Origin of the sequence: Pontibacter chitinilyticus, from assembly GCF_039748935.1 — a bacterium.
GTDB lineage: Bacteria > Bacteroidota > Bacteroidia > Cytophagales > Hymenobacteraceae > Pontibacter > Pontibacter chitinilyticus.
Window position 1 is genome coordinate 261,591 of record NZ_JBDIZJ010000004.1, and the last position, 20,379, is coordinate 281,969.

19 protein-coding genes are annotated in these 20,379 nt (G+C 51.0%); 9 read left to right on the forward strand and 10 right to left on the reverse strand.

Annotated features, from left to right (window positions below; translation table 11 throughout):
* Window positions 1-57: 57 nt before the first annotated feature.
* The 4 genes from nadE to ABDW72_RS09300 all read right to left on the reverse strand — a co-directional run bounded on the left by nadE (window position 58) and on the right by ABDW72_RS09300 (window position 4,356).
* Window positions 58-1,944, reverse strand: a complete 1,887-nt coding sequence (gene nadE / locus ABDW72_RS09285) for an NAD(+) synthase (RefSeq protein ID WP_347158268.1) — start codon at window positions 1,942-1,944, stop codon at window positions 58-60.
* 120 nt (window positions 1,945-2,064) lie between these two features.
* Window positions 2,065-2,805, reverse strand: coding sequence for a ribonuclease III (rnc, locus tag ABDW72_RS09290; RefSeq protein WP_347158269.1), 741 nt, complete (start codon window positions 2,803-2,805; stop codon window positions 2,065-2,067).
* Window positions 2,805-4,055, reverse strand: coding sequence for a beta-ketoacyl-ACP synthase II (fabF, locus tag ABDW72_RS09295; RefSeq protein ID WP_347158270.1), 1,251 nt, complete (start codon window positions 4,053-4,055; stop codon window positions 2,805-2,807). The genes rnc and fabF overlap by 1 nt, the downstream gene beginning before the upstream one ends.
* 64 nt (window positions 4,056-4,119) lie before the next feature.
* Window positions 4,120-4,356, reverse strand: coding sequence for an acyl carrier protein (locus ABDW72_RS09300; RefSeq protein WP_025609494.1), 237 nt, complete (start codon window positions 4,354-4,356; stop codon window positions 4,120-4,122).
* A 156-nt stretch (window positions 4,357-4,512) separates the two neighbouring features.
* On the opposite strand from ABDW72_RS09300, the gene ABDW72_RS09305 reads away from it, so the two are divergent.
* Both ABDW72_RS09305 and pyk read left to right on the forward strand, forming a co-directional pair.
* A complete protein-coding gene (locus ABDW72_RS09305) occupies window positions 4,513-4,941 on the forward strand; it encodes an IPExxxVDY family protein (protein WP_347158271.1) in 429 nt (142 codons plus the stop codon).
* A 2-nt stretch (window positions 4,942-4,943) separates the two neighbouring features.
* The gene (gene pyk / locus ABDW72_RS09310; protein WP_347158272.1) at window positions 4,944-6,371 is read left to right on the forward strand and encodes a pyruvate kinase; all 1,428 of its coding nucleotides are present in this window, start codon (window positions 4,944-4,946) and stop codon (window positions 6,369-6,371) included.
* Between the two features lie 218 nt (window positions 6,372-6,589).
* Here pyk and rpsT read toward each other — a convergent pair whose 3' ends face one another.
* Window positions 6,590-6,853 carry a 30S ribosomal protein S20 gene (gene rpsT, locus ABDW72_RS09315; RefSeq protein WP_347158273.1) on the reverse strand — a complete coding sequence of 88 codons (264 nt, stop codon included), beginning with the start codon at window positions 6,851-6,853 and terminating at the stop codon, window positions 6,590-6,592.
* A 304-nt stretch (window positions 6,854-7,157) separates the two neighbouring features.
* Here rpsT and ABDW72_RS09320 point away from each other — a divergent pair, with 304 nt between their 5' ends.
* From ABDW72_RS09320 to ABDW72_RS09330, 3 genes are all read left to right on the forward strand, one after another.
* Complete coding sequence (locus ABDW72_RS09320) at window positions 7,158-7,535, forward strand: hypothetical protein (protein ID WP_347158274.1); 378 nt, start codon at window positions 7,158-7,160, stop codon at window positions 7,533-7,535.
* Window positions 7,536-7,841: 306 nt separating this feature from the next.
* Entirely contained in the window at window positions 7,842-10,133 is a 2,292-nt protein-coding gene (locus ABDW72_RS09325; RefSeq protein WP_347158275.1) for a TonB-dependent receptor domain-containing protein, read from the forward strand.
* 43 nt (window positions 10,134-10,176) lie between these two features.
* Complete coding sequence (locus ABDW72_RS09330; protein ID WP_347158276.1) at window positions 10,177-11,463, forward strand: exo-alpha-sialidase; 1,287 nt, start codon at window positions 10,177-10,179, stop codon at window positions 11,461-11,463.
* A gap of 106 nt (window positions 11,464-11,569) precedes the next feature.
* On the opposite strand, the gene ABDW72_RS09335 is transcribed toward ABDW72_RS09330, so the two are convergent.
* Window positions 11,570-11,977: a hypothetical protein gene (locus ABDW72_RS09335; RefSeq protein ID WP_347158277.1), complete on the reverse strand. Its 408-nt coding sequence runs from the start codon at window positions 11,975-11,977 to the stop codon at window positions 11,570-11,572.
* Between the two features lie 133 nt (window positions 11,978-12,110).
* Between ABDW72_RS09335 and ABDW72_RS09340 the strand changes: the two genes are divergently transcribed.
* Complete coding sequence (locus ABDW72_RS09340) at window positions 12,111-13,064, forward strand: YheT family hydrolase (protein ID WP_347158278.1); 954 nt, start codon at window positions 12,111-12,113, stop codon at window positions 13,062-13,064.
* Between the two features lie 174 nt (window positions 13,065-13,238).
* Here ABDW72_RS09340 and rsmG read toward each other — a convergent pair whose 3' ends face one another.
* From rsmG to ABDW72_RS09355, 3 genes are all read right to left on the reverse strand, one after another.
* Window positions 13,239-13,877 (reverse strand): 16S rRNA (guanine(527)-N(7))-methyltransferase RsmG, encoded by a 639-nt coding sequence (gene rsmG, locus ABDW72_RS09345; protein WP_347158279.1) that lies wholly within the window; start codon window positions 13,875-13,877, stop codon window positions 13,239-13,241.
* Window positions 13,878-14,104: 227 nt separating this feature from the next.
* Window positions 14,105-14,713, reverse strand: a complete 609-nt coding sequence (locus ABDW72_RS09350; protein WP_112303596.1) for an RNA polymerase sigma factor — start codon at window positions 14,711-14,713, stop codon at window positions 14,105-14,107.
* A complete protein-coding gene (locus tag ABDW72_RS09355; protein ID WP_347158280.1) occupies window positions 14,704-15,807 on the reverse strand; it encodes a glycosyltransferase in 1,104 nt (367 codons plus the stop codon). The genes ABDW72_RS09350 and ABDW72_RS09355 overlap by 10 nt, the downstream gene beginning before the upstream one ends.
* Window positions 15,808-16,217: 410 nt before the next feature.
* Between ABDW72_RS09355 and tgt the strand changes: the two genes are divergently transcribed.
* From tgt to ABDW72_RS09370, 3 genes are all read left to right on the forward strand, one after another.
* Complete coding sequence (gene tgt / locus ABDW72_RS09360) at window positions 16,218-17,348, forward strand: tRNA guanosine(34) transglycosylase Tgt (protein ID WP_347158281.1); 1,131 nt, start codon at window positions 16,218-16,220, stop codon at window positions 17,346-17,348.
* 107 nt (window positions 17,349-17,455) lie between these two features.
* Entirely contained in the window at window positions 17,456-18,529 is a 1,074-nt protein-coding gene (locus tag ABDW72_RS09365) for an LptF/LptG family permease (protein ID WP_347158282.1), read from the forward strand.
* A gap of 3 nt (window positions 18,530-18,532) precedes the next feature.
* A complete protein-coding gene (locus ABDW72_RS09370; protein ID WP_347158283.1) occupies window positions 18,533-19,474 on the forward strand; it encodes a DMT family transporter in 942 nt (313 codons plus the stop codon).
* Here ABDW72_RS09370 and ispE read toward each other — a convergent pair.
* On the reverse strand, window positions 19,430-20,239 hold the full coding sequence (gene ispE / locus ABDW72_RS09375) for a 4-(cytidine 5'-diphospho)-2-C-methyl-D-erythritol kinase (RefSeq protein ID WP_347158284.1): 810 nt from the start codon (window positions 20,237-20,239) through the stop codon (window positions 19,430-19,432). The two genes, ABDW72_RS09370 and ispE, sit on opposite strands and share 45 nt — an antisense overlap.
* Window positions 20,240-20,379: the final 140 nt, after the last annotated feature.

Consider the following 20,379-nt stretch of genomic DNA (forward strand, 5'->3'; position numbering starts at 1 on the left):
AAGCAGTGGGCACAGCTAAAAGTACAGCTATGCCCATTAGCTTTAGTTTTTGTTCAGCTATTTTTTACCTAGCGCCGCAAGCTCGTTTCTGAAGCCGCCACTCAGGATGGGAAAGCGCAACCAGCTGCGCGGATCCAGGTTATAGTCGTCAAGGTGAAAAGAAGGTGCATACCGGTCCCGTTTCCATTGGTTGCGGGCCCATAAAGTATAAAACTTGCTTACCCATGCCTGCAATACCTCTGGCGCTGCTACCTGCTGCTCCAGCAAGTGCTGGTATACCTGCTGGGGAGACAACCGGTCATAAAAAGCCATCCGTTCGATCTGGTTCAGCACGTCGTACGGCATTAGGTCTTTCTCGTCGGTCTGTGCCTTTTCCGCAGGGCGCAGCTCGGCACTTGGTTGCAGGTTATTCACGTACTGCAGGCCCTCGTAGCCTAGTTGCAGCTGTGCCCAAATCAGGAACTGCCGGATAAAGGCTTTATCAATGCCCGCGATGGGTGAGATACTGCCGGCGGTGTCGCCATCCATAGTAGCATAGCCCACAGCAGATTCGCTCCGGTTGGAGGTAGCCAGCAGCAGCGCATTGTTGATGTTGGCCAGCATCCAGATGCCGGGGGCGCGTACGCGGGCCTGTATGTTCTGCAAAGTAATGTCATCCTCCTCCCAGGTCAGCGGCCGCTCCAGCACATCCTCAATCGTGGCCACATAGTCAGTTACCTCTTTATCAATGGTCCAGTTATAGAACACGGCACCGATGGAATCAGCCAGTTCTTTGGCAGAAGTATAAGTATCGTCGGAGGAGTTGATCGTACCTTGGTAGGCGCAGGTAAGCAACCGCTTCACCAGCGCTTTCCCCGCCTGCTCCGGGTGCAGCGAATCAAAGTAGGCGGCATCTTTCAGGCCGAAAAGCTGTGTTTTAGCCACAAAGCCCAGTACGCCCAGGCTTTCCACCCCGCGGCGCACCATCTCAGCCACCGCCACGGCGCAAAGCGAAGAATCTGCGCCACCACTCAGCGACAGTACAAACCCACGGCTGCGACTCTTGCGCATGTAGTCGAACAGGCCCAGGCTCAGGGCAGCAATCAGCTCTTTGTTTTCGTCTATCGGTGGCAGGTACTCAATCACCTCTGTAAGCTCAGGATTATCTGAGAAGCATACTTCCGCTACCTCCATGTCCACGTTTTTAAAACAAAGCAAGTCGTTGCGCCGAATCAGCTTGCCATTTTGCGCGATCAGCACCTCGCCGTCGTAGATCATTCGGCCGGCCTCGTTGCCGAGCAGGTTAGCGTACAGGTATGCGCACTGGTACTTTTTAGAGGCATCCACCACCAGGCGGTAGCGGACGTCTGTTTTACTCAGGGCAAAGTGGCTGGCACTTGGGTTCAGGATGAGTTGCACGCCTTTGGGCATGTGCCGTTCGGCCGGTCGGTTGGGGCGCCAGGCATCCTCGCAAATCTCAAAAGCATACTTTATGCCCTGCTCTTCATAAATAATGTCGCCGATGCGATAGGTCTGGCCCAGCATCTCAAATTCCACTATTTCGTTGGCAGGCCAGGGCTTAAACCAACGGGTTTCATAGTGCACCCCGTCGTTTGCCAGAAACTGTTTGGCTGTAAACCCCTGAATCTCCTTGTTGCGGATAATACAGGCCGTGTTGTAAACAAAGCCATCTACAATAACGGGTAAGCCTACTGCTACCGTAATATTGTCGCACCATTCCTTTATTTTCAGTAACTGCTGAAAAGCCTCCTCCGACAGCCAGGAGCTCAGGTACAGGTCTTCGCAGCCATACCCTGTAATGCAGAGTTCGGGCAACAGCAGGATATCAACATTGTTAGTGATCGCCTCGGTGATGGCATCTTTTATATTGAGCAGGTTTCCATCCCAGTCAATTGGTGTCTGGTTCAGGGCAGCGCCCGCTAAGATGAGTCTGGTCTCTTTCATGTAGCTATTTAACGCATGGAGGCACAGGCAAGTTGATAGTTAACGGCGGATTGTTGAATGGTTAAATGGTTCGTTTGAGAAAACACAGATCAACAATTCACCACTTAGCAATGAAAACAATTAACTAATCTTGAGCGAGGTCAGGCTTTTCTCGGCGGCAGCCTGGTCTGCTTTCTTTTTGGAGAGGCCTGTGCCTGTGGCAACAGGTTTATCGTCGATGTATACTTCGGATGTGAACTCAGTGGTGTTGCCCTGCTGCTTCCGCTTCACAATTTCAAAGCGTATATCCAGGTTTTGGCTCTGGGCCCACTCAATTAGTTTACTCTTAAAGTTTGAGGTGGTGTTGACCAGCTGATGCATGTCTACGTGCGGCTTCACGAGCTTGGCAAGTATAAAGCGGCGGGTAATGTTGTAGCCCTTGTCTAAGTATACGGCTCCAACCAATGCTTCCAGCGCATTGCCATTCACCGATTTGTGGCGCATGTTGTGGTTGGTCGCGTCTACGCGAACCAGCAGGTTAAGCCCTATTTTCAGGGCAATGTGGTTCAGCGACTCGCGGTTAACGATTCGGGAGCGTATCTCTGTCAGGAAGCCTTCATCTTCGTAGGGAAACTTGTTGAAGAGGTATTCTGCCACCACAGCGCCCAGAATGGCGTCTCCCAGAAACTCCAGCCGCTCGTTGGTTTCGTGCTTTCCGGCATCGGTCTGCCGCACAAAAGAAGTATGCGTCAGGGCCAGTTTATACAGGCGGATGTTATCAGGCGTGCTACCGATCATGCCGGTAATGGCGCGCACTAATTCTTTATCTTTCCTGAATACTTTGTGGTAAAAGCGGCGAACCGGTTTAAGAGGCCCAAACACTAGTCGTTCAGTTGACGGAATACTACGGAGGTGTTGTGGCCTCCAAATCCGAAGGTGTTACTCAAAGCAACTTTCACATCGCGCTGCTGGGCCTTGTTGAAGGTAAAGTTCAGGCGGTTGTCGATGTTTTCGTCGTCGGTGAAGTGGTTGATGGTTGGTGGCACCATGTTGTTCTGGATCGCCAGAATAGCGGCCACAGCTTCTATACCGCCTGCGCCGCCGAGCAGGTGCCCGGTCATACTTTTGGTTGAGCTGATGTTGAGGTCGTACGCATGTTCGCCAAATACTTTCTGGATAGCAGTTACCTCAGCGCCGTCTCCAAGCGGGGTGCTGGTGCCATGCGTATTAATGTAATCTACTTCCTCCGGCTTGATACCTGCATCGCGCAACGCATTTTGCATCACAATCACCACGCCTTCGCCCGTAGGGTCGGGGGCCGTAATGTGATAAGCGTCAGATGATAAGCCGCCGCCAATAACTTCCGCGTACATTTTGGCACCGCGGGCTTTGGCATGCTCATACTCTTCCAGCACCAGCGCGCCGGCACCTTCACCCAGCACAAAACCATTGCGGTCTTTGTCATAGGGGCGTGAGGCAGTCAGTGGATCATCGTTGCGCTCGCTCATGGCTTTAAGCGCATTAAAACCACCGATACCAGCTTCTGTGATCGCTGCTTCAGAACCGCCGGTAACAATCACCTCTGCCATACCCAGGCGGATATAGTTGTAGGCAGCCACAATCGCATCCGAAGAGGAAGCACAGGCTGAGGTGGTCACGAAGTTCGGTCCGCGGAAGCCATTTCTGATCGAAATATTTCCGGAGGCCGAATCGGCAATCATTTTAGGAATAAAGAACGGGTTAAAGCGGGGGGTGCCATCGCCCGTGCCATACTGAATACATTCTTCCTGAAACGTTTTCAGGCCGCCAATGCCGGAGCCCCAAATAACTCCAACGCGGTCTTTGTTCACGTTTTCCAACAGTCCGGAGTCCGCAATGGCTTCGTTGCTGGCCACCAGCGCAAACTGCGTAAAAAGGTCCATTTTACGAGCCTCCTTGCGGTCAAAGTAAGTTTCAGGGTCGTATCCTTTTACTTCGCAGGCAAACTGGGTTTTAAATTTACTCGCATCAAAGCGTGTTATAGGTGCGGCCCCACTCACGCCATTGACTAATCCGTTCCAGTATTCCGAAACGTTTTTTCCAATTGGCGTGAGTGCGCCGAGCCCAGTAACTACGACTCTCTTAAGCTCCATAAGCTGTTAGTAGAGGGATAGATAGTAGAAATGTGATCCTTAGTAATTGTAATAAAGGGGGATATTACTTCGCGTGCTCTTCCAGGTAGCTCACGGCCTGACCTACTGTAGAGATGTTTTCAGCTTGATCATCCGGAATAGAAACGTTGAATTCTTTTTCGAATTCCATGATAAGCTCAACGGTATCCAGTGAATCAGCGCCGAGGTCATTGGTGAAACTCGCCTCCGGAGTAACCTCTGACTCTTCAACACCCAGCTTATCGATGATGATAGCTTTTACTTTTTCTGCGATTTCTGACATTTTTCTTATAGTTTATTAAAACACTGTGCAAAGAAATATATTTCAGCAGACAATGTCAAAAAAAATTACTCTATTCGTCTATTTGCAAAAGTTTTATACCTTGTCTGCTGTTTTGCACCCAGACCTTGTTACTTTTAGGGTTTTGAAAAATACCCTATGAAAACACTGCAACTGGATATAGAGTACAATTACGACTTTGAGGTGTATGGGTTGGTTTCGCATGAAAAGGAATACAAGCTTGCCTGGATGCTGAATAACCTATTTCGCCTGCACTTGGTAAAAAAACAGGACTTGTGTCATGACCTGATAGGGAAAGGTCGCTTAATTATTTCTAACTTTGAGTACATCACCGAGCATGGCATGGCGCGGCTGTTTCAGAATAAAGCGCGCGCAACGCATACATTAATAAAGCCTTTTCTGCTCCCCGATATGAAGGAGTATGATTATGTGCTGCAGATAAAAGGACTCCTGCAGCACTTACACCCGCAGGAGTTAGGCAGCAAATTGCTCCGCTCGCCGCTGGTGCAATACGTAAAACAATTTGATCCGCATACATTAAAGTTTAAGGAGAACCTGCTATTTTAAAGATGGAAATACCTTTCAACAAAACAAAAGTTTTGGCCACTGTTGGGCCTGCCAGTAATTCGTACGAGCGCCTTCTGGCCCTTGTTAAAGAAGGTGTTGATGCCTTCCGCCTGAATTTTTCGCATGGGGCACACTCCGAGCACCTGCAGGTAATCGAGTATGTGCGCGAGATCAACCGCCAGCATGGCACCAGCATCTGCCTGGTACAGGACCTGCAAGGGCCCAAGATTAGGTTGGGTGATGTAGAGGGCGGCGGAGTCGAGATCAAGGCTGGTCAGCACATTCAGCTGGTCTGCGACGGATCTGTAAGCACCAAAGACAGGCTGTCTACCATCTATGAGGGCCTGGCCAGGGACGTGAACCCCGGTGATATGATTTTGCTCGACGATGGTAAACTGGAGTTGAAAGTACTTTCTACTGACAAGGATATGACCGTGGAAGCGGAGGTGGTTTACGGTGGCATTGTGAAGCCCCGCAAAGGCATCAACCTGCCCGACTCCAGCGTATCAGCCCCTTCAATGACGGAGAAAGATATCGAGGACCTGCACTTTGGCCTTGACAATGATGTGGAGTGGGTGGCACTATCTTTTGTACGCCGCGTAGAAGATATCAACGAGATCAAGAACATCATTAAAGCGCGTGGCAAGGATACGCGCGTGATCGCCAAAATCGAAAAGCCCGAAGCGATCACCAATATCGACGAGATCATTCAGGCGACAGATGCCATCATGGTAGCCCGCGGCGACCTGGGTGTGGAAGTAGGCATGGAACTGGTGCCCATGATGCAGAAGATGCTGGTAGAGAAAAGCAACAAGGCTGCCAAGCCGGTCATTATCGCTACCCAGATGATGGAGAGCATGATCGTGAACCCGCGCCCAACCCGCGCCGAGACCAACGACATTGCCAACGCCGTAATTGACGGAGCCGACACGCTAATGCTGAGCGCCGAAACTGCAGTAGGAGCTTACCCGATCGAGACGATCCGCAGCATGAACCTTACCATCAAAAATGTGGAGGCCAATGCCGATATCTTCAACAAGTCGTTTGTGCTGAACCCGCATTCCAAAACCTTCATCAACGACAGCCTGGTAGCCAATGCCTGCTACCTGGCCCGCGACACCAATGCGCGCGCGGTGATCGGTATGACCAAGTCTGGTTATACTGCCTTCCAACTGGCCAAGCATCGCCCCAAGTCCGACATCTTTATCTTTACTGAAAATGAGCGGCTTTTAACCACGCTGAACCTGGTGTGGGGCACCCGCGGGTTTTACTATGATAAGTTTGAGTCGACGGATGCGACTATCACCGACATCAAAGAAACATTGCTGCAGGCCGGCCACATCAGCACAGGCGATGTGTTCATCAACACGGCCAGCATGCCTATGAACGAGCAAAAGCGTACCAACATGATCAAGCTGAGCATCGCTTAATCAGAGTCGTTATACTTTACTTGAAAGCCTGAGGTGTTCCGCCTCAGGCTTTTTGTTTTGCTGCCGCGGCACTTAGCAGTTACTCCTCGGCAGCTTTGCCCTGCAAGTATAAAATACGTCAGCCTTTATACTTGGGCAAGTATAAAGGCTGACGTATTACAAATACAAAAAGCCTTGTACGGCATGTACAAGGCTTTTTAAGGCTATTCCAGCAAAAATTAAGCGGCTACGGCCAGGCCGTTCACAAATTTAGCAAGCTTAGACTTGTTGTGAGCTGCTTTGTTTTTGTGGATGATGTTTTTCTTAGCCAGACGGTCAAGCATAGAAGAAACCGTCTTGTAAAGTTCTTGCGCCTCGGCCTGGTCAGTAGTGTTCTTCAACTTTTTGATAAACGTACGAGTCGTTTTCGCCTGATACTTGTTACGAAGACGTTTAGCGTTATTCGCTCTGATTCTCTTTAATGCCGACTTATGGTTAGCCATGTTATTCTATAATAATTATAAATCTTTTGATTCTGTTTCTGAATGAGTTTGCAAAGATATAGGCTTTACATTTAATTTCCAAAGTATGTTTCGGATAAAATAAGCAGCTGCATCTTGCAAAGCTAAAACAAACAGCTTCAGGCGATTCAGCTTTCGTTTCAGCCGCAGCCACCTGGTCCAAGTATACAGGCTAAAGGTACAAACTTTCGCTTCCGGTTGCAAACAGCGCCGCTTCTGCTGGGCAGCGCCAAAACAGTGACGAACATCATAGCTTTGTTACTGCACGCGCCTTACCTTTGCCCCAATGCCACTGCGCCACACTATATGGTCCCTGCTGCTCACCGCCCTTGTGCTGGCGAACGTGCTAGCTATGCCCTTGGTGCGGCTTGGCTACGAGCTCAACAAAAGCTACATCGCCGAAAAACTCTGTATAAACCGCGATAAGCCAGTAATGCTCTGCAACGGCCAGTGCTTCCTGCAGGAAAATCTAAAAAAGGCCAACCCGGAGTCCAAAGGTCAAACCGGCTTCAAAGTCAAATCCATTTCGTTTGAGTACCTGGGTGCCGCGCTTGCTTTTGTGGCCACTGTGTACCCGCAGACTACTGCGGCCGGTTACGGCACCTACACTGCCGGCGCTTACAATGCCTATACTTCCCAGATCCTGCACCCGCCGCAGGTATAAATCTTTGTGAGGCTGCTATTGCTAATGGCTTAAGTTTTTCTGTTTGGGACAACTGTGCCTTTGCGCCTGTGCCTGCCGTAGCGCTTTTTAAATGTGCCCATCACCGGTAGGAATGCCACGCCTGCGGTGGACAGGTTGAGAAAGGTCTACGCCTGATGCGGCTGCCCCTGAGGCGACGCACTTTGCCTCGGCGTAAACTGCGACATCCTCCTGTTTCTCCATACATTAACTGACGAAGGTTTTGTGCAGAACAAAGCTTTATCGAATCCTTTTCAGGAAAGGTAAAGATTTTCAAAAAGAACGTTCATGAAACGATTTATACTTTTGCTGCTGCTCGTGACGGGCATCAGCCAACTGGCGCACGCGCAAAAAACCCTGACGGGCAAAGTGCTGGACGCCACCACCAAAGAGGCGTTGCAGGGCGTGACGCTGCGGCTGCTGCATACTAAAACCGGCACCATTACCGGTCCCGGCGGCAGCTTTATACTTCCTTCCGCCGCCGCTGCCGACACGCTGCTGGTGTCCTACATCGGCTATACTTCGCGCCGGTTGCTAGTATCGGAGGCGCCTACGCTCATCCAGCTGCAGCCCGCTCCCAGCCAGCTCAACCAAGTGATTGTGTCGGCCAACCGGGAGCAGCAGGCGCGTGCCGAGGCGCCGGTCGCCATCAGCGTCATCTCCAAACAGACGATACTTGATACTAAAGCCGTGACGCTGGACCAGCTGCTGAACAAGGTGAGCGGCGTGTACATGGTGGACCTGGGCAACGAGCAGCATACCATGGCCATCCGGCTGCCCATCGGCTACAGCAGCCTTTTTTTATACCTGGAAGATGGCATCCCGATCCGAACCACCGGCGACTTTAACCACAACGCGCTGATCGAAATCAATATGGCAGCCCTGAAAACGATTGAAGTGGTTCGTGGCCCCGCCTCTTCGCTTTACGGCAGTGAGGCGATTGGCGGCGCGATCAACTTTATCACGCAGGCACCTGCGCAAGTATTTACGGCTCACCTGGCGGCCGAAGCAGGCAGCGGTGGCTACCGTCGTACCGATTTCAGCGCCTCCAATACCTATGGCAAGCTGGGCATCTATGCAGGAGGCTACTACGCCGCACAACGGAACGGCCTGATCGCCCACAGCGATTTTGACAAGCTGGCCCTGACATTACGGGCAGATTATGTGTTCAGTCCCCAAAGCAAGCTGGTTACCTCTGCCACCCTCATAGATTACAACACCGACCAGACCGGCGGCCTCGACAGCACGCATTTTTATCGCAAAGCATACGGCAGCCTGCAGACGTTTACGTACCGCAAAGTACAGGCGCTGCGCCTGCGGAGTACGCTCGTGCACACCTGGAACAACGCCAACAGCACGCAGGCTACACTCTTTTTCCGGGCTAACACCATCAGCCAGAACCCGTTTTATGCCATTGCCAACAGCAAAACAAACCCGCTCGCTGCCAAAGGCGAAATAAATGCTGACGGGTTTCATAGTTATGGTTTGATCGCGCAGCACCGGAAAACTTTTCCTTTTCTGAACGCGCAGCTGATAGGTGGTATAAGTATGGATTACAGCCCGGCAACGTACCAGGCGAACTTCATTGCTATTAACCGGAACGACGCCGGCGTGTACACCAGCTATACCCGCTCCGATTCGTTGCTGACGGCTTATACCGTGCAGTTGCTAAACACTGCCGCCTATGCGCAAGCGGAGCTTACCCCTTTGCCCAACCTGAAAGCTGTGGCTGCATTCCGCTACGACCGCCTGGATTATACTTTCGATAATAAGCTGGCTCCAAGTGCCTTTACCGGTGCGCCCGATGAGCAGAATGGTTTCAAAAGCATCTCGCCCAAGCTGGGGCTGACCTATGACTTTGGCCGGAATACGGGCACTTATGTTAATTATAGTGTAGGGTTTGCGCCACCGCAGATCTCCGAATTGTATCGTGGGGTAAAGGTGCCTACTTTACAGCCATCGCACTATACCAACTATGAGGCGGGCGGCTGGGTCTCTTTCGACCAGAGCCGGGGCTATGTGGATGTGAGCGTGTATCAACTGAACGGCACAGACGAGATCATTTCGGTGCGGCAGGACGACGGGACATACCAGGAACAGAATGCTGGCAGCACACGGCACCGGGGCATAGAATATACTTTGAAGTATGCTCCCTCCGAAAGTATAGCCCTTCGCTTCAGCGGCACCAATGCCCGCCACTGGTTTACCAATTATGTGGAGCAAGGCACCGATTATGCGCACAACCAGATGGCGACCGCTCCCCGTTTTATCAGCAACGCGGAGGTAACCTTTAAGCCGGCTTTTGCGAAAGGCATGCGCCTGAGCCTGGAGTGGCAGCACCTGGGCGCATACTACATGGATGCCGCCAATACGGAGAAATATGGCGGTTACGACCTGCTGAATGCCCGTGCAGGGTATAGCTGGCGGGGCGTTGAAGTATGGCTTAACACCACCAACCTGACAAATCAACTCTATGCCACCACGGTAGATAAGTACAGCTACGGCAAAAGCTACCGGCAGGGGAATCCCCGCACCGCCACCGCAGGCATCGGCTATAACTTTGCCGGGCGGCAGCGATAGCAGCAACATATCTCACCAGAGCTTCTTTATTAATTATTTCTATATGACCAGATCATTTTCCATACTTTTTTGCAGCTTTATACTTGTTGTCACAGGCTGTCAGCCCAAGGCAAAGACGAAAGCACAGCAGGCTCCTGCGGCGGTAAGGCTCTCGGCGGCCGGCATGAAAAGCTCCTGCCCTTACCTGACCAAAGACGCGACAGGTAACCCGGTGCTCTGCTGGGTGCAGGCTACCGATACTACCGGACACCACCTGCTCTACTTTGCCACCTCGCACAACGGTGGCAGCACGTTTGAAGCACCCAAAGCTATTCCGACCTCCAAAGGCGTTTACCCGCACGATGAGAACCTGTCGAAGATCATCTATAAACCGAATGGTGATATGTTGGCGCTGTTTGCCGTGAGCAACCCAAGCGATGAGAACAGCTATGCCGGGCTGGTATATTACACGCAGTCGTTTGATGGCGGCGACAGCTGGACAGCACCGAAACAGCTCTCCGAGAACACTATTCGCAGCATCGATGAACGCTACTTTGATGTGACGCTGCTGCCTAACGGCGAAGTAGCCGCAGTCTGGCTTGACTCCCGCAAAGAGAATGCCGATAAAGCACAGAAGCATATGCAAATGAATGAGGGTACAAGTATGAAGGGTATGCAGATGGACAGCGAAGGCTCCTCGCTCTACTATGCCAGTACGAATGGTCGTAACGGCTTCGCCAGGGAAAAAGTAATTGCCCGCCATACTTGCCAGTGCTGCCGCACCGCCTTGTATGTAGATGGCCAACGCAGATTGCACGTTGCGTACCGCGGTATCCTTCAGGACAGCATCCGCGATATGATGCACCAGGTATCGGACGATAACGGCAGCACCTTTTCCGCACCCGAGCGCATCAGCCCTGACAATTGGGTAATTGACGGCTGCCCGCACACCGGCCCGGCGATGGCAGCCAACCAGAACGGAATGCACTATGCCTGGTTTACTATGGGCGGCGGAAGCGGCGTATACTACTGCACGCAGCCGGAAGGCAAATCGTTTACGGCCCGTCAGTCGGTGAGCAGTGTGCCCTCCGCCAAACACCCGCAGCTCATGAATTTAGAGAACGGTAACCTGGCACTGGTATGGGATGAAGGCACGCAGCAGGGCAACCGCGTGGGGCTACAGTGGCTGGATGCCAGCGGCAACTTTACAGGCAGAGACTACCTCACACCCGATACGTCCAATGCCTCCTTCCCGGTTATAGCAACGGCTGGCAAAGTGCTGCTGGTAGCCTATACCAAACGCCAGAACGGCCAGAGTGAAGTATGGTACCAACAGGTGCCGCAGCAGTAGTAAGGTTGCAGAGGACTCGTGCCTGATACCTCACTACACTTTCCTGCAAACATAAAAGGGCCGCTGCAAAATTTGCAGCGGCCCTTTTATATATAAATTTAGATATCTATTGGTTGTTGGTATCTACGTCCACATCTACATCCAGGCGCTTGTCGGCTTTGGCTTTTGTTTCTTTCCAGTCATCTTTCAGCTCCTGCCACTCCTGTTTGGTCTTTTCATCCCAGGTATCGCTGTTCACATCCAGTTCAGCTTCCCGGCGGTTGTACTCGGCATCTATGTCCCGCCATTCATCGGCCGTAGCAGTTTCCGCTTTTTCGGTGTTGGTGTGTACCCAATTCGAGAAGTCCTCTAAATTGGTGTTCGCATCGGCATCTGCCACAGCATCAGTCGTCTCCACTTGCGCGTCGTCAATTGCTTCGTTCGTATCCTGCCGCGCTTCCTGGTTACAGGCTACAGTAAACAGGCCTAAAGTCAATGCTATTCCTATAGTTTTGAATCTTGTTACAGTTTTCATAGTTGTATTTTTTTATTGGTAATCCTTTACTTTACGCATAAAGCGCGACAATGATATATAAGTCCTTCAGAATAGATTAATTTTGCAATTTATTCGTAAAAAGGCACAGATAGCTTATACCCGTATTACTACAATGCCTGTTGTACCATCTCCTTATAGAGCCCCGTTTTATCTGTTTAACGGCCATCTGCAAACGATCATTCCTGCCCTGTTCCGGCAGGTAGAGGGCGTACATTATGAGCGGGAGCGCTTGGTGACGCCCGACCAGGACTTCTTAGACATCGATTGGTCCAGAGTTGGCTCTGAAGCGCTGATCATCCTTTCGCATGGATTGGAGGGCGATACCGGGCGGCCTTATATTACCGGCATGGTAAAGGCTTTCAACGATCAGGGCATCGATGCTCTAGCCTGGAACTACCGCAGCTGCAGCGGCGAGCCCAACAAACTGCTCCGCTCCTACCACCTCGGCGCCTCCGACGACCTGGACTTTGTACTGCGGCATGCGCTGCAAGTGGGCGGCTATAAAACAGTATACCTGACGGGGTTTAGCGCCGGCGGTAACATCACGCTTAAGTACCTGGGCGAATCGCCCGCACTGGTGCCGCCTCAGGTAAAGCGCGCGGCTGTCTTTTCGGTACCTGTTGATCTGAAGTCCTCGGCCCAGAAGATCTCCCGGATTTATACACAACGGTTTTTGAGAACTTTAGGGGAGAAATTAGAGCAAAAGCGGCAGATGTATCCCGATGACTTGGACCTAACGGATTACAGCGTGCTCTGGTCGTTTCCGGAGTTCGACGACAAGTATACGGCCCCGCTTCATGGCTTTAAAGATGCCGAAGATTACTATGCCCGTGTCAGCTCCCGCCAGTTCCTGAAAAGCATACAGGTGCCTACGCTGCTGGTAAACGCCCTGAACGATCCCTTTCTGTCGGAGCAGTGTTATCCCATTCAGGAAGCGGAACAGAACCCATGCCTTTATTTGGAAATGCCCGCTGCTGGTGGCCATGTCGGTTTTGCCGCAGGCCTGCGAAACGACCGCTACTACTCCGAAACCCGGGCGTTAGAATTTTTGCTGGAGGAAGTATAAGCTGCCCGGTTGCGGCTCATGCTAGTGCTTTAGCAGCTTTTCTATTTTGATTCGGAAAGGCGCTGCCTAGTATAAAGCAGGCCTGTACCGCAGTAATTTCGGCACCGTTTTAAAGGCAACAGGTAGTTGGAGTTGGTCCTACAGGACTGCCGGCCAGCTAAAACAACGGCTCTGCTACTTCAGCGGCACATACACCACTTTTTTCGTCTCAAAAAACTCTTCGTTAAAGTAATCGCCCAGGTCATATACCTGCGTAATCAGGCCGGATTCGGCAATTTCGTCCTGCAGGTCGCCGCCTTTCAGGTAGTAGAGGCCTTCGGCAGGCAAACCGCTTTTCTTGAAGCTGTTCATTACCCAGGGCCAGAAGTTAGCGAGGCGGGTAACGGCGCGGCTCACCACAAAATCATACTTTTCGCGCACCTGTTCGGCCCGCACATGGCTGGCTGTTACATTGTGCAGGTGTAGGGCACGGGCTATTTCCTCTACCACATGAATCTTCTTGCCAATCGAGTCCACCAGGTGAAACTTTACCTCCGGGAACAGCACCGCCAGTGGCAGGCCGGGCAAGCCGCCACCAGTACCCACATCCAGCACCGATGTGTGCGCCGGAAACGTTACAACTTTGGCAATACCCAACGAGTGCAGTATATGATGCACACCAATCTGCTCCATGTCCTTCCGCGAGATCACATTGATCTTCTGGTTCCACTCCTGGTACAACACGGCCATCTGTTCAAACTTCTGTAATTGATCTTCAGACAGCTCCGGAAAGTAGCCGGAAAGTAACATACGAATGGCGGTAGAATGCGGCATTTTTTCTAATTAACAAGTATAAACAAGTACGCGCTCAGGTAAGGACAAGTATAAACTCAAACTCAAGGCTGCAAAAGTATGAAATTAAGCTTACATGGCGCCCATATAAAAACCCCTGCTACACGGGGCAACAGGGGTTTTAAACGTAATCAATCTATTAACCTTAATTCAAAAGCTTTTTGTCTTTCTTGAAACTGCTGCTTCCGCAGGCGGGCAGCAGTTTCTCTCTAAATGAGGTGCTTCTTGTTTTTTACCATGTCATAGAGCAACTCGCGGGCGCGGTGCAGCTGGGCTTTTACCGTGCCAAGCGGCGCGTTCAGTTCTGTGGCAATTTCTTCGTAGCTCAGCTCATTAAAGTAGCGAAGCGTTACCAGGCGCTGGTATTTGTCCGGCAACTTGGCCACTACGTACTGCATGATCTCGATCTTCTGGTTCTTAATCGCCTCCTCCTGTGGATTCAGGTTCTTGTCCTTAAAATCGATTGTGATCTCATCGCCGTTATCAATTTTGATGGCCGAATCAATGGACATGGTTTTGATGCGGTTCTTACGAATAAAGTCGATGCAGTTGTTGGTAGCGATGCGGAACAGCCAGGTACTGAAGGCATATTCGGGGTTAAACTTATGCAGGTTGCGGAACGCTTTGGCAAATGCCTCTATCGTCAGGTCCTCGGCATCGTCAGCATTACGCACCATTTTTAAAACAACGTGGTATACTGGCTTTTTATAGATACTCATCAGCTCAGCATACGCTTTTTCGTCATTGTCCTCCACGGCGGCCTGAATGAGTTTAAAGTCGTGCTTTGCTTTCGCTGAGAATTGTTTGTTTACTTCCATCTGATTTTTTTATACAGTAGTATAGAGCCCCCCAGAAACAGGTAATTAAAGAAATAAGCTGCATCCAACAATGGCAACTTAGGTGCCGACACGTCTTCCCCGAGCCTTCTTGCGGCCAGCACATACACCGGCAGCACGGCCAGGTACCGGATGCCAACAAGCATCCCAAATATAGCTAAATGGCTATGTATAACAAGAAGGACACCCGAAAGTAAGTAAAAAAGGATATTAGAACCCATAAAGGCTCCTATACTTCGTTTGTCGGCTGGTTTGTACTTGCTACCGACAGACAAATGCCTTCTTTTCTGTGTTAGCCATTCCCGAAACGTCTTTTTAGGAATGCTGGCAGTCTGCGCCTCTTTATCGATAACAATACTAACTTTACTATTGTTGGCAGCATCCCGGACAAAAAGATCATCATCGCCGCCGGTCGTTCTGATATGCGAGGCAAACCCCTTATTTTTAAAGAAACACGCTTTGGTGTAGGATAAGTTTCGCCCTACCCCCATGTACGCGCGCCCTCTGTTTGCATGAGACAGATACTGAATTCCGGTCAGCAAGGTTTCATATCGGATCAGTTCATTTAAAAATCCTTTGATTTGTACATACGGAGAGTAGCCTAATACAACCTCTGCGCCGTTAGTATAGCCCTGCTGCATTTTTGCAATCCAATTTTTGCTGCAGGGGCGGCAATCGGCATCTGTAAAGAGCAAGTGCTCATACTTGGCAGCGCGTATGCCCAGGGCTAATGCATATTTCTTGGCATTCAGGTAATCTGGTGTTTTCTTGATGGTAACGACGCGGAAGTTTGGAAATTGCTTTTCCAGTTCATAGGTATAAAATTCGGTATCATCTTCAGAGCGGTCGTTCACCAGCACCACCTCAAATTCAGGATACAGCTGGTCGAGCAGCAGGGGCAGCAGTTCAACCAGGTTCTCCAACTCGTCGTTTGCCGCCACAATGATGGACACTGGGTGCTGTACGCCCGCATCGGGGTCTTTATACTTTGTAAGCGGCAGAAAATAAATCAATACAAAGTATAGCTGCACCAGCACACACAGCCCCAGCAGCCCTAGAAGTATAAGTGAAATCAAATTGTTGTTTGTTAGACTGTTAAGTTGTTGAGTGGTTACTTGTTGCTCGCCGGATCAGGCTAAAGCCGGCATTTGGAGCTGTGTGCATCAAGCACAAGAATGTGCGGACAGGCAAAGGTATAAAGCTGCAATTCTTATACTTTGCCTCATACTTGCGTTTACACGTTAATCGGCTTTGCCCGAGCACCTAACAATTTAACCATTCAACAGTTAAACCATTCATCAACAAAATTAGGCATTCTGCAGGCATTTCCGAAAGCCCGGCCGAATTAATAATAGATTGGGTTTTGTGCCCTGCTAGTTTGTATCTTTGCTGGTTATCTAAAACCAGTACAAAAGAGCACAAGCCGCTTTAGGCCCGCTGGCTGCCGCGAAATTAGTTTTGCACGCTTGCCGGCCATTATACTACCATGCAGTTTTCCTTAGTAGCCACAGATACGCAATCCAAAGCACGCGCCGGCGTGGTGCAAACCGACCACGGCGCCATCGAAACGCCGATCTTTATGCCGGTGGGCACCGCCGGCACTGTAAAAGCAGTGCACCAGCGCGAGTTGAAAGAGGATGTGAAAGCCGAGATTATCCTGGGCAACACCTACCATTTATACTTGCGCCCGGGCCTGCAGGTGCTGGAGCAGGCAGGCGGCTTGCACAAGTTTAACGGCTGGGACCGGCCCATCCTCACCGACAGCGGCGGCTACCAGGTTTTCTCGCTGGCGGGCACCCGAAAGATCAAAGAAGAAGGCGTAAAATTCCGCTCGCACATCGACGGCTCGGCACTGGATTTCACGCCGGAGAACGTGATGGACACACAGCGCATCATTGGGGCCGACATTGTGATGGCTTTTGATGAGTGTACCCCCTACCCTTGCGATTATACTTACGCTAAAAACTCAATGGAGCGCACCCACCGTTGGCTGCAGCGCTGCGTTGATCGTTTCGACAGCACAGAACCCAGGTATGGCTATTCGCAAACGCTCTTCCCGATCGTGCAGGGTAGCACCTACAAAGACCTGCGGGTGCAATCGGCAGAAACAATTGCCAGCTTTGGTCGCGAGGGCAATGCCATTGGCGGTTTGTCGGTAGGTGAACCGGCTGAGATGATGTATGAAATGACGGACCTGGTGTGTGGCATACTACCTGCCGACAAGCCGCGTTACCTGATGGGTGTGGGCACGCCAGCCAACATCTTGGAAAACATTGCCTTGGGCGTGGATATGTTTGACTGTGTGCTGCCGACGCGTAATGCCCGGAACGGTATGTTGTTTACTACGCAAGGCATCATCAATATCAAAAATAAAAAATGGGCCGATGATTTCAGCCCGATCGATGCGGAACTGGGCGGCTACGCGAGCACGTTTTACAGCAAAGCGTACCTGCGCCACCTCATCCACAGCGGCGAGTACCTGGCCGGGCAAATTGCGAGCGTGCACAACCTTACCTTTTACCTGTGGCTGGTGAAGCAGGCGCGCCAGCAAATCCTAAACGGAACTTTCCGCACCTGGAAAGATGTGATGGTACAGAAATTGATGACGCGTTTGTAGAGTTAGAGCGTTGTGGAGTTAAAGAGTTTGAGAGTTAAACTTTCTAATCTTTAACTTTTAACTTTCTAACTCTTTAACTCTCTAACCTTTTAACTTCCAAACTCAAGTTGAAGCTGCTCGATAAGTATATCCTCAAGAAGTTCCTCTCCACGTACGTGTTTGTGGTGCTGATACTGGTTGCCATTATCTGCGTGATCGACTTTACGGAGAAGAACGACGACTTTATTGAGCACCATGTAGCGGTGTCGGAGATATTGGTGTATTACCTAAACCTGTTCCCCTACTGGGCTAATATGCTTAGCCCGATCACAGTGTTCATTGCTACCGTTTTTGTTACGGCCAACCTCGCCTCGCACACCGAAATTGTAGCAATACTAAGCAGTGGCGTGAGTTTCCGGCGCTTTCTGGTGCCCTACCTGATGGGCTCCAGCATCATAGCTGTGGTAATTTTTGGGTTGATTGGTTGGGTGATCCCGAACTCCAACAAAAAAACAGTAGACTTCCAGATCAAGTATGTCAAGAACCCTTTTACGTATGACAGCCGCAACATCCACATAAAGGTGGCGCCGGAAACATACGTGTACATGGAGAGCTATAACAATACGGCGAATGTGGGCTATAATTTTGCCCTGGAGAAGATTGAAGGCACTAAGCTGGAGCGCAAACTCACCTCTAACAACATTACCTGGGATGCCGAGAAAAAGAAGTGGCACGTAGACAGTTATACCCTGCGTACATTCAACGGCGAAAAAGAAACGCTGTACAAGGGTGCTGCCTTAGATACCACGCTCAACCTGCTGCCCAAAGACTTTGAGAGCACTTACCGGCTGGAGCAAACTATGACCTTACCTGAACTGAACCGCTACATCAAGGAAAAGATAGACCGTGGCGCCGAGGACACGGAAACCTACCTGATCGAGAAGTATGAGCGCTACAGCTATCCTTTTGCCATCATTATTCTCACCATTATCGGCGTGATCCTGAGCGCGCGCAAGGCCCGTGGCGGCGTTGGTTTTCAGATCGCGCTGGGCTTTTTCCTAGCCTTCATCTTTATTATTTTTGTTATCACCAGCCGAAGCCTGGCGCAGGTAGGCGACATAGACCCCAAGTATGCCGCCTGGATTCCCTCTACCATCTTCACCGGAATCGGCCTTTTGTTATACCGGTACGTTCCGCGCTAAGCTATGCCTCGTCTCAAAGATTTTCTGGAGCTGCACTTCATTATTTTCCTGTGGGGCTTCACCGCCATTCTGGGCAAGCTCATCAGTATTCCGGCAGTGGAACTGGTTGCCATCCGCACCTTTATTGCGGCGGCGGCACTCGGGCTCATCATTTACAAACGCGGTACTCCATTCTGGATGGGGCGCAAAACAGCTCTTCGGATCACGGGCGTCGGCTTTCTGATTGCGGCGCATTGGATTCTGTTCTTTGCCTCTGCGCGCATTGCGTCTGTATCTATCTGTTTGGTAGGTATGGCCACCTGCAGCCTCTGGACCTCCCTGCTGGAGCCGCTGGTAAGCAAGACGAAAGTAAAGCCGCATGAGATTCTGCTGGCCCTGCTCATTATTCTGGGCCTGTACATCATCTTTAAAAACGAAACAAACCTGCAGCACATCCAGGGCATTGCCATGGCAGTCGGCTCGGCCATACTTGCTTCTGTATTTACGATCATCAACTCTCGGCTGGCAAAAAAGATACCGCCTACCACCATTACCTGCTACGAAATGGGCGGTGCCTGCCTCGCTACGCTGCTGTTCTTCCCATTTTACAGCGAGTGGTTTGCCGCAGGCGGGCAGCTGAACTTCAGCCTCACAGCCCTGGATTGGGTATGGGTGCTGGTGCTTTCGCTGGCTTGTACGGTGTATGCCTATACAGCTTCGGTGCGGCTGATGCAGCGCATTTCGGCCTATACGATAAACCTGACGGTGAACCTGGAGCCGGTTTACGGCATCCTCCTAGCCTTCCTGATCTTTAAAGAGAACAAGCAGGTGTCGCATGATTTTTATATCGGGGCAGCGATCATCCTGCTGAGCGTGTTCATCTATCCGGTACTCGACGCATATGCAGAACGCCGTAAAAAGCTAAAGCAGGCCTTTCCAGATAAGGTAGTGATCGGGGAAAACTAGTTCTGCCGGCACTTCGCCTTTAAACAACCCGTAAATGGCAGAGCCGGAGCCCGTCATGGCGGCATAGGAGGCGCCGGAATTATACAGCTGCTCCTTTATCCGGGGCAGCTCCGGGTATTTGGGAAACAGCGCTTTCTCAAAGTCGTTCTCCAGTGTGTTCCGCCATACTTCCACTTCTTCTTTCAAAAGGGCTTTAAGGTTGCAGGCGGGCGCTTTAGGCGTGATGCTGCCATACGCCTCTGCCGTAGTAATGTGAACGCCGGGGTAAACGATGAGGCACGTATAGCCACTCAGGTCCAGGGCAACAGGCGTAAACACATCGCCGCGTGCGGTGGCCAGTACCGGTCTGTTCTGTATAAAAAAAGCGCAGTCGCTGCCTAGCTGCCGGGCATACTCCTCCAGCGCTTCTACGGGCAGTTGCAGGTCAAACAGCTTGTTTAAACTACGTAGGGTAAAAGCCGCATCAGCCGAGCCACCGCCCAGACCGGCGCCCATTGGCAGCACCTTGTGCAGGTGCATCTGTACCGGGGGCAAGTTGAAATCCTGGCGGAGCAGTTCGTATGCTTTTACACATAAATTCTCCTGCCAGTTACCGGGCACCGGCAAGCCTGTTGTATGGAATTGTTGCTGATGGGCAGGCAGAATCTCCAACGCGTCCGTCCACATGACCGGGTAAAAGCAGGACAGTAGTTCATGAAAGCCATCAGCGCGTTTAGCTGTTACATACAGGCCGAGGTTCAGCTTGGCGTTAGGAAAATCAAGCATAAGCAAGCAATATACGTTTTGGTGCTGCAAGCTATAAAAAGGAACGGAAAAGTCTGTTCAGCGGCATGCTATACTTCGGCGGATTTGCAATGGCAAAATAGGTAATCAACGCTGCCGCTACGAAAAGTGCGCATTTTGAA

Bases quoted from the DNA above. Each gene is read 5' to 3' on its own strand.
- nadE (WP_347158268.1), bottom strand. From the start codon at position 1,944: ATGAAAGAGACCAGACTCATCTTAGCGGGCGCTGCCCTGAACCAGACA.
- fabF (WP_347158270.1), bottom strand. From the start codon at position 4,055: ATGGAGCTTAAGAGAGTCGTAGTTACTGGGCTCGGCGCACTCACGCCA.
- ABDW72_RS09300 (WP_025609494.1), bottom strand. From the start codon at position 4,356: ATGTCAGAAATCGCAGAAAAAGTAAAAGCTATCATCATCGATAAGCTG.
- ABDW72_RS09305 (WP_347158271.1), top strand. From the start codon at position 4,513: ATGAAAACACTGCAACTGGATATAGAGTACAATTACGACTTTGAGGTG.
- pyk (WP_347158272.1), top strand. From the start codon at position 4,944: ATGGAAATACCTTTCAACAAAACAAAAGTTTTGGCCACTGTTGGGCCT.
- rpsT (WP_347158273.1), bottom strand. From the start codon at position 6,853: ATGGCTAACCATAAGTCGGCATTAAAGAGAATCAGAGCGAATAACGCT.
- ABDW72_RS09320 (WP_347158274.1), top strand. From the start codon at position 7,158: ATGCCACTGCGCCACACTATATGGTCCCTGCTGCTCACCGCCCTTGTG.
- ABDW72_RS09325 (WP_347158275.1), top strand. From the start codon at position 7,842: ATGAAACGATTTATACTTTTGCTGCTGCTCGTGACGGGCATCAGCCAA.
- ABDW72_RS09330 (WP_347158276.1), top strand. From the start codon at position 10,177: ATGACCAGATCATTTTCCATACTTTTTTGCAGCTTTATACTTGTTGTC.
- ABDW72_RS09335 (WP_347158277.1), bottom strand. From the start codon at position 11,977: ATGAAAACTGTAACAAGATTCAAAACTATAGGAATAGCATTGACTTTA.
- ABDW72_RS09340 (WP_347158278.1), top strand. From the start codon at position 12,111: ATGCCTGTTGTACCATCTCCTTATAGAGCCCCGTTTTATCTGTTTAAC.
- rsmG (WP_347158279.1), bottom strand. From the start codon at position 13,877: ATGCCGCATTCTACCGCCATTCGTATGTTACTTTCCGGCTACTTTCCG.
- ABDW72_RS09350 (WP_112303596.1), bottom strand. From the start codon at position 14,713: ATGGAAGTAAACAAACAATTCTCAGCGAAAGCAAAGCACGACTTTAAA.
- tgt (WP_347158281.1), top strand. From the start codon at position 16,218: ATGCAGTTTTCCTTAGTAGCCACAGATACGCAATCCAAAGCACGCGCC.
- ABDW72_RS09370 (WP_347158283.1), top strand. From the start codon at position 18,533: ATGCCTCGTCTCAAAGATTTTCTGGAGCTGCACTTCATTATTTTCCTG.
- ispE (WP_347158284.1), bottom strand. From the start codon at position 20,239: ATGCTTGATTTTCCTAACGCCAAGCTGAACCTCGGCCTGTATGTAACA.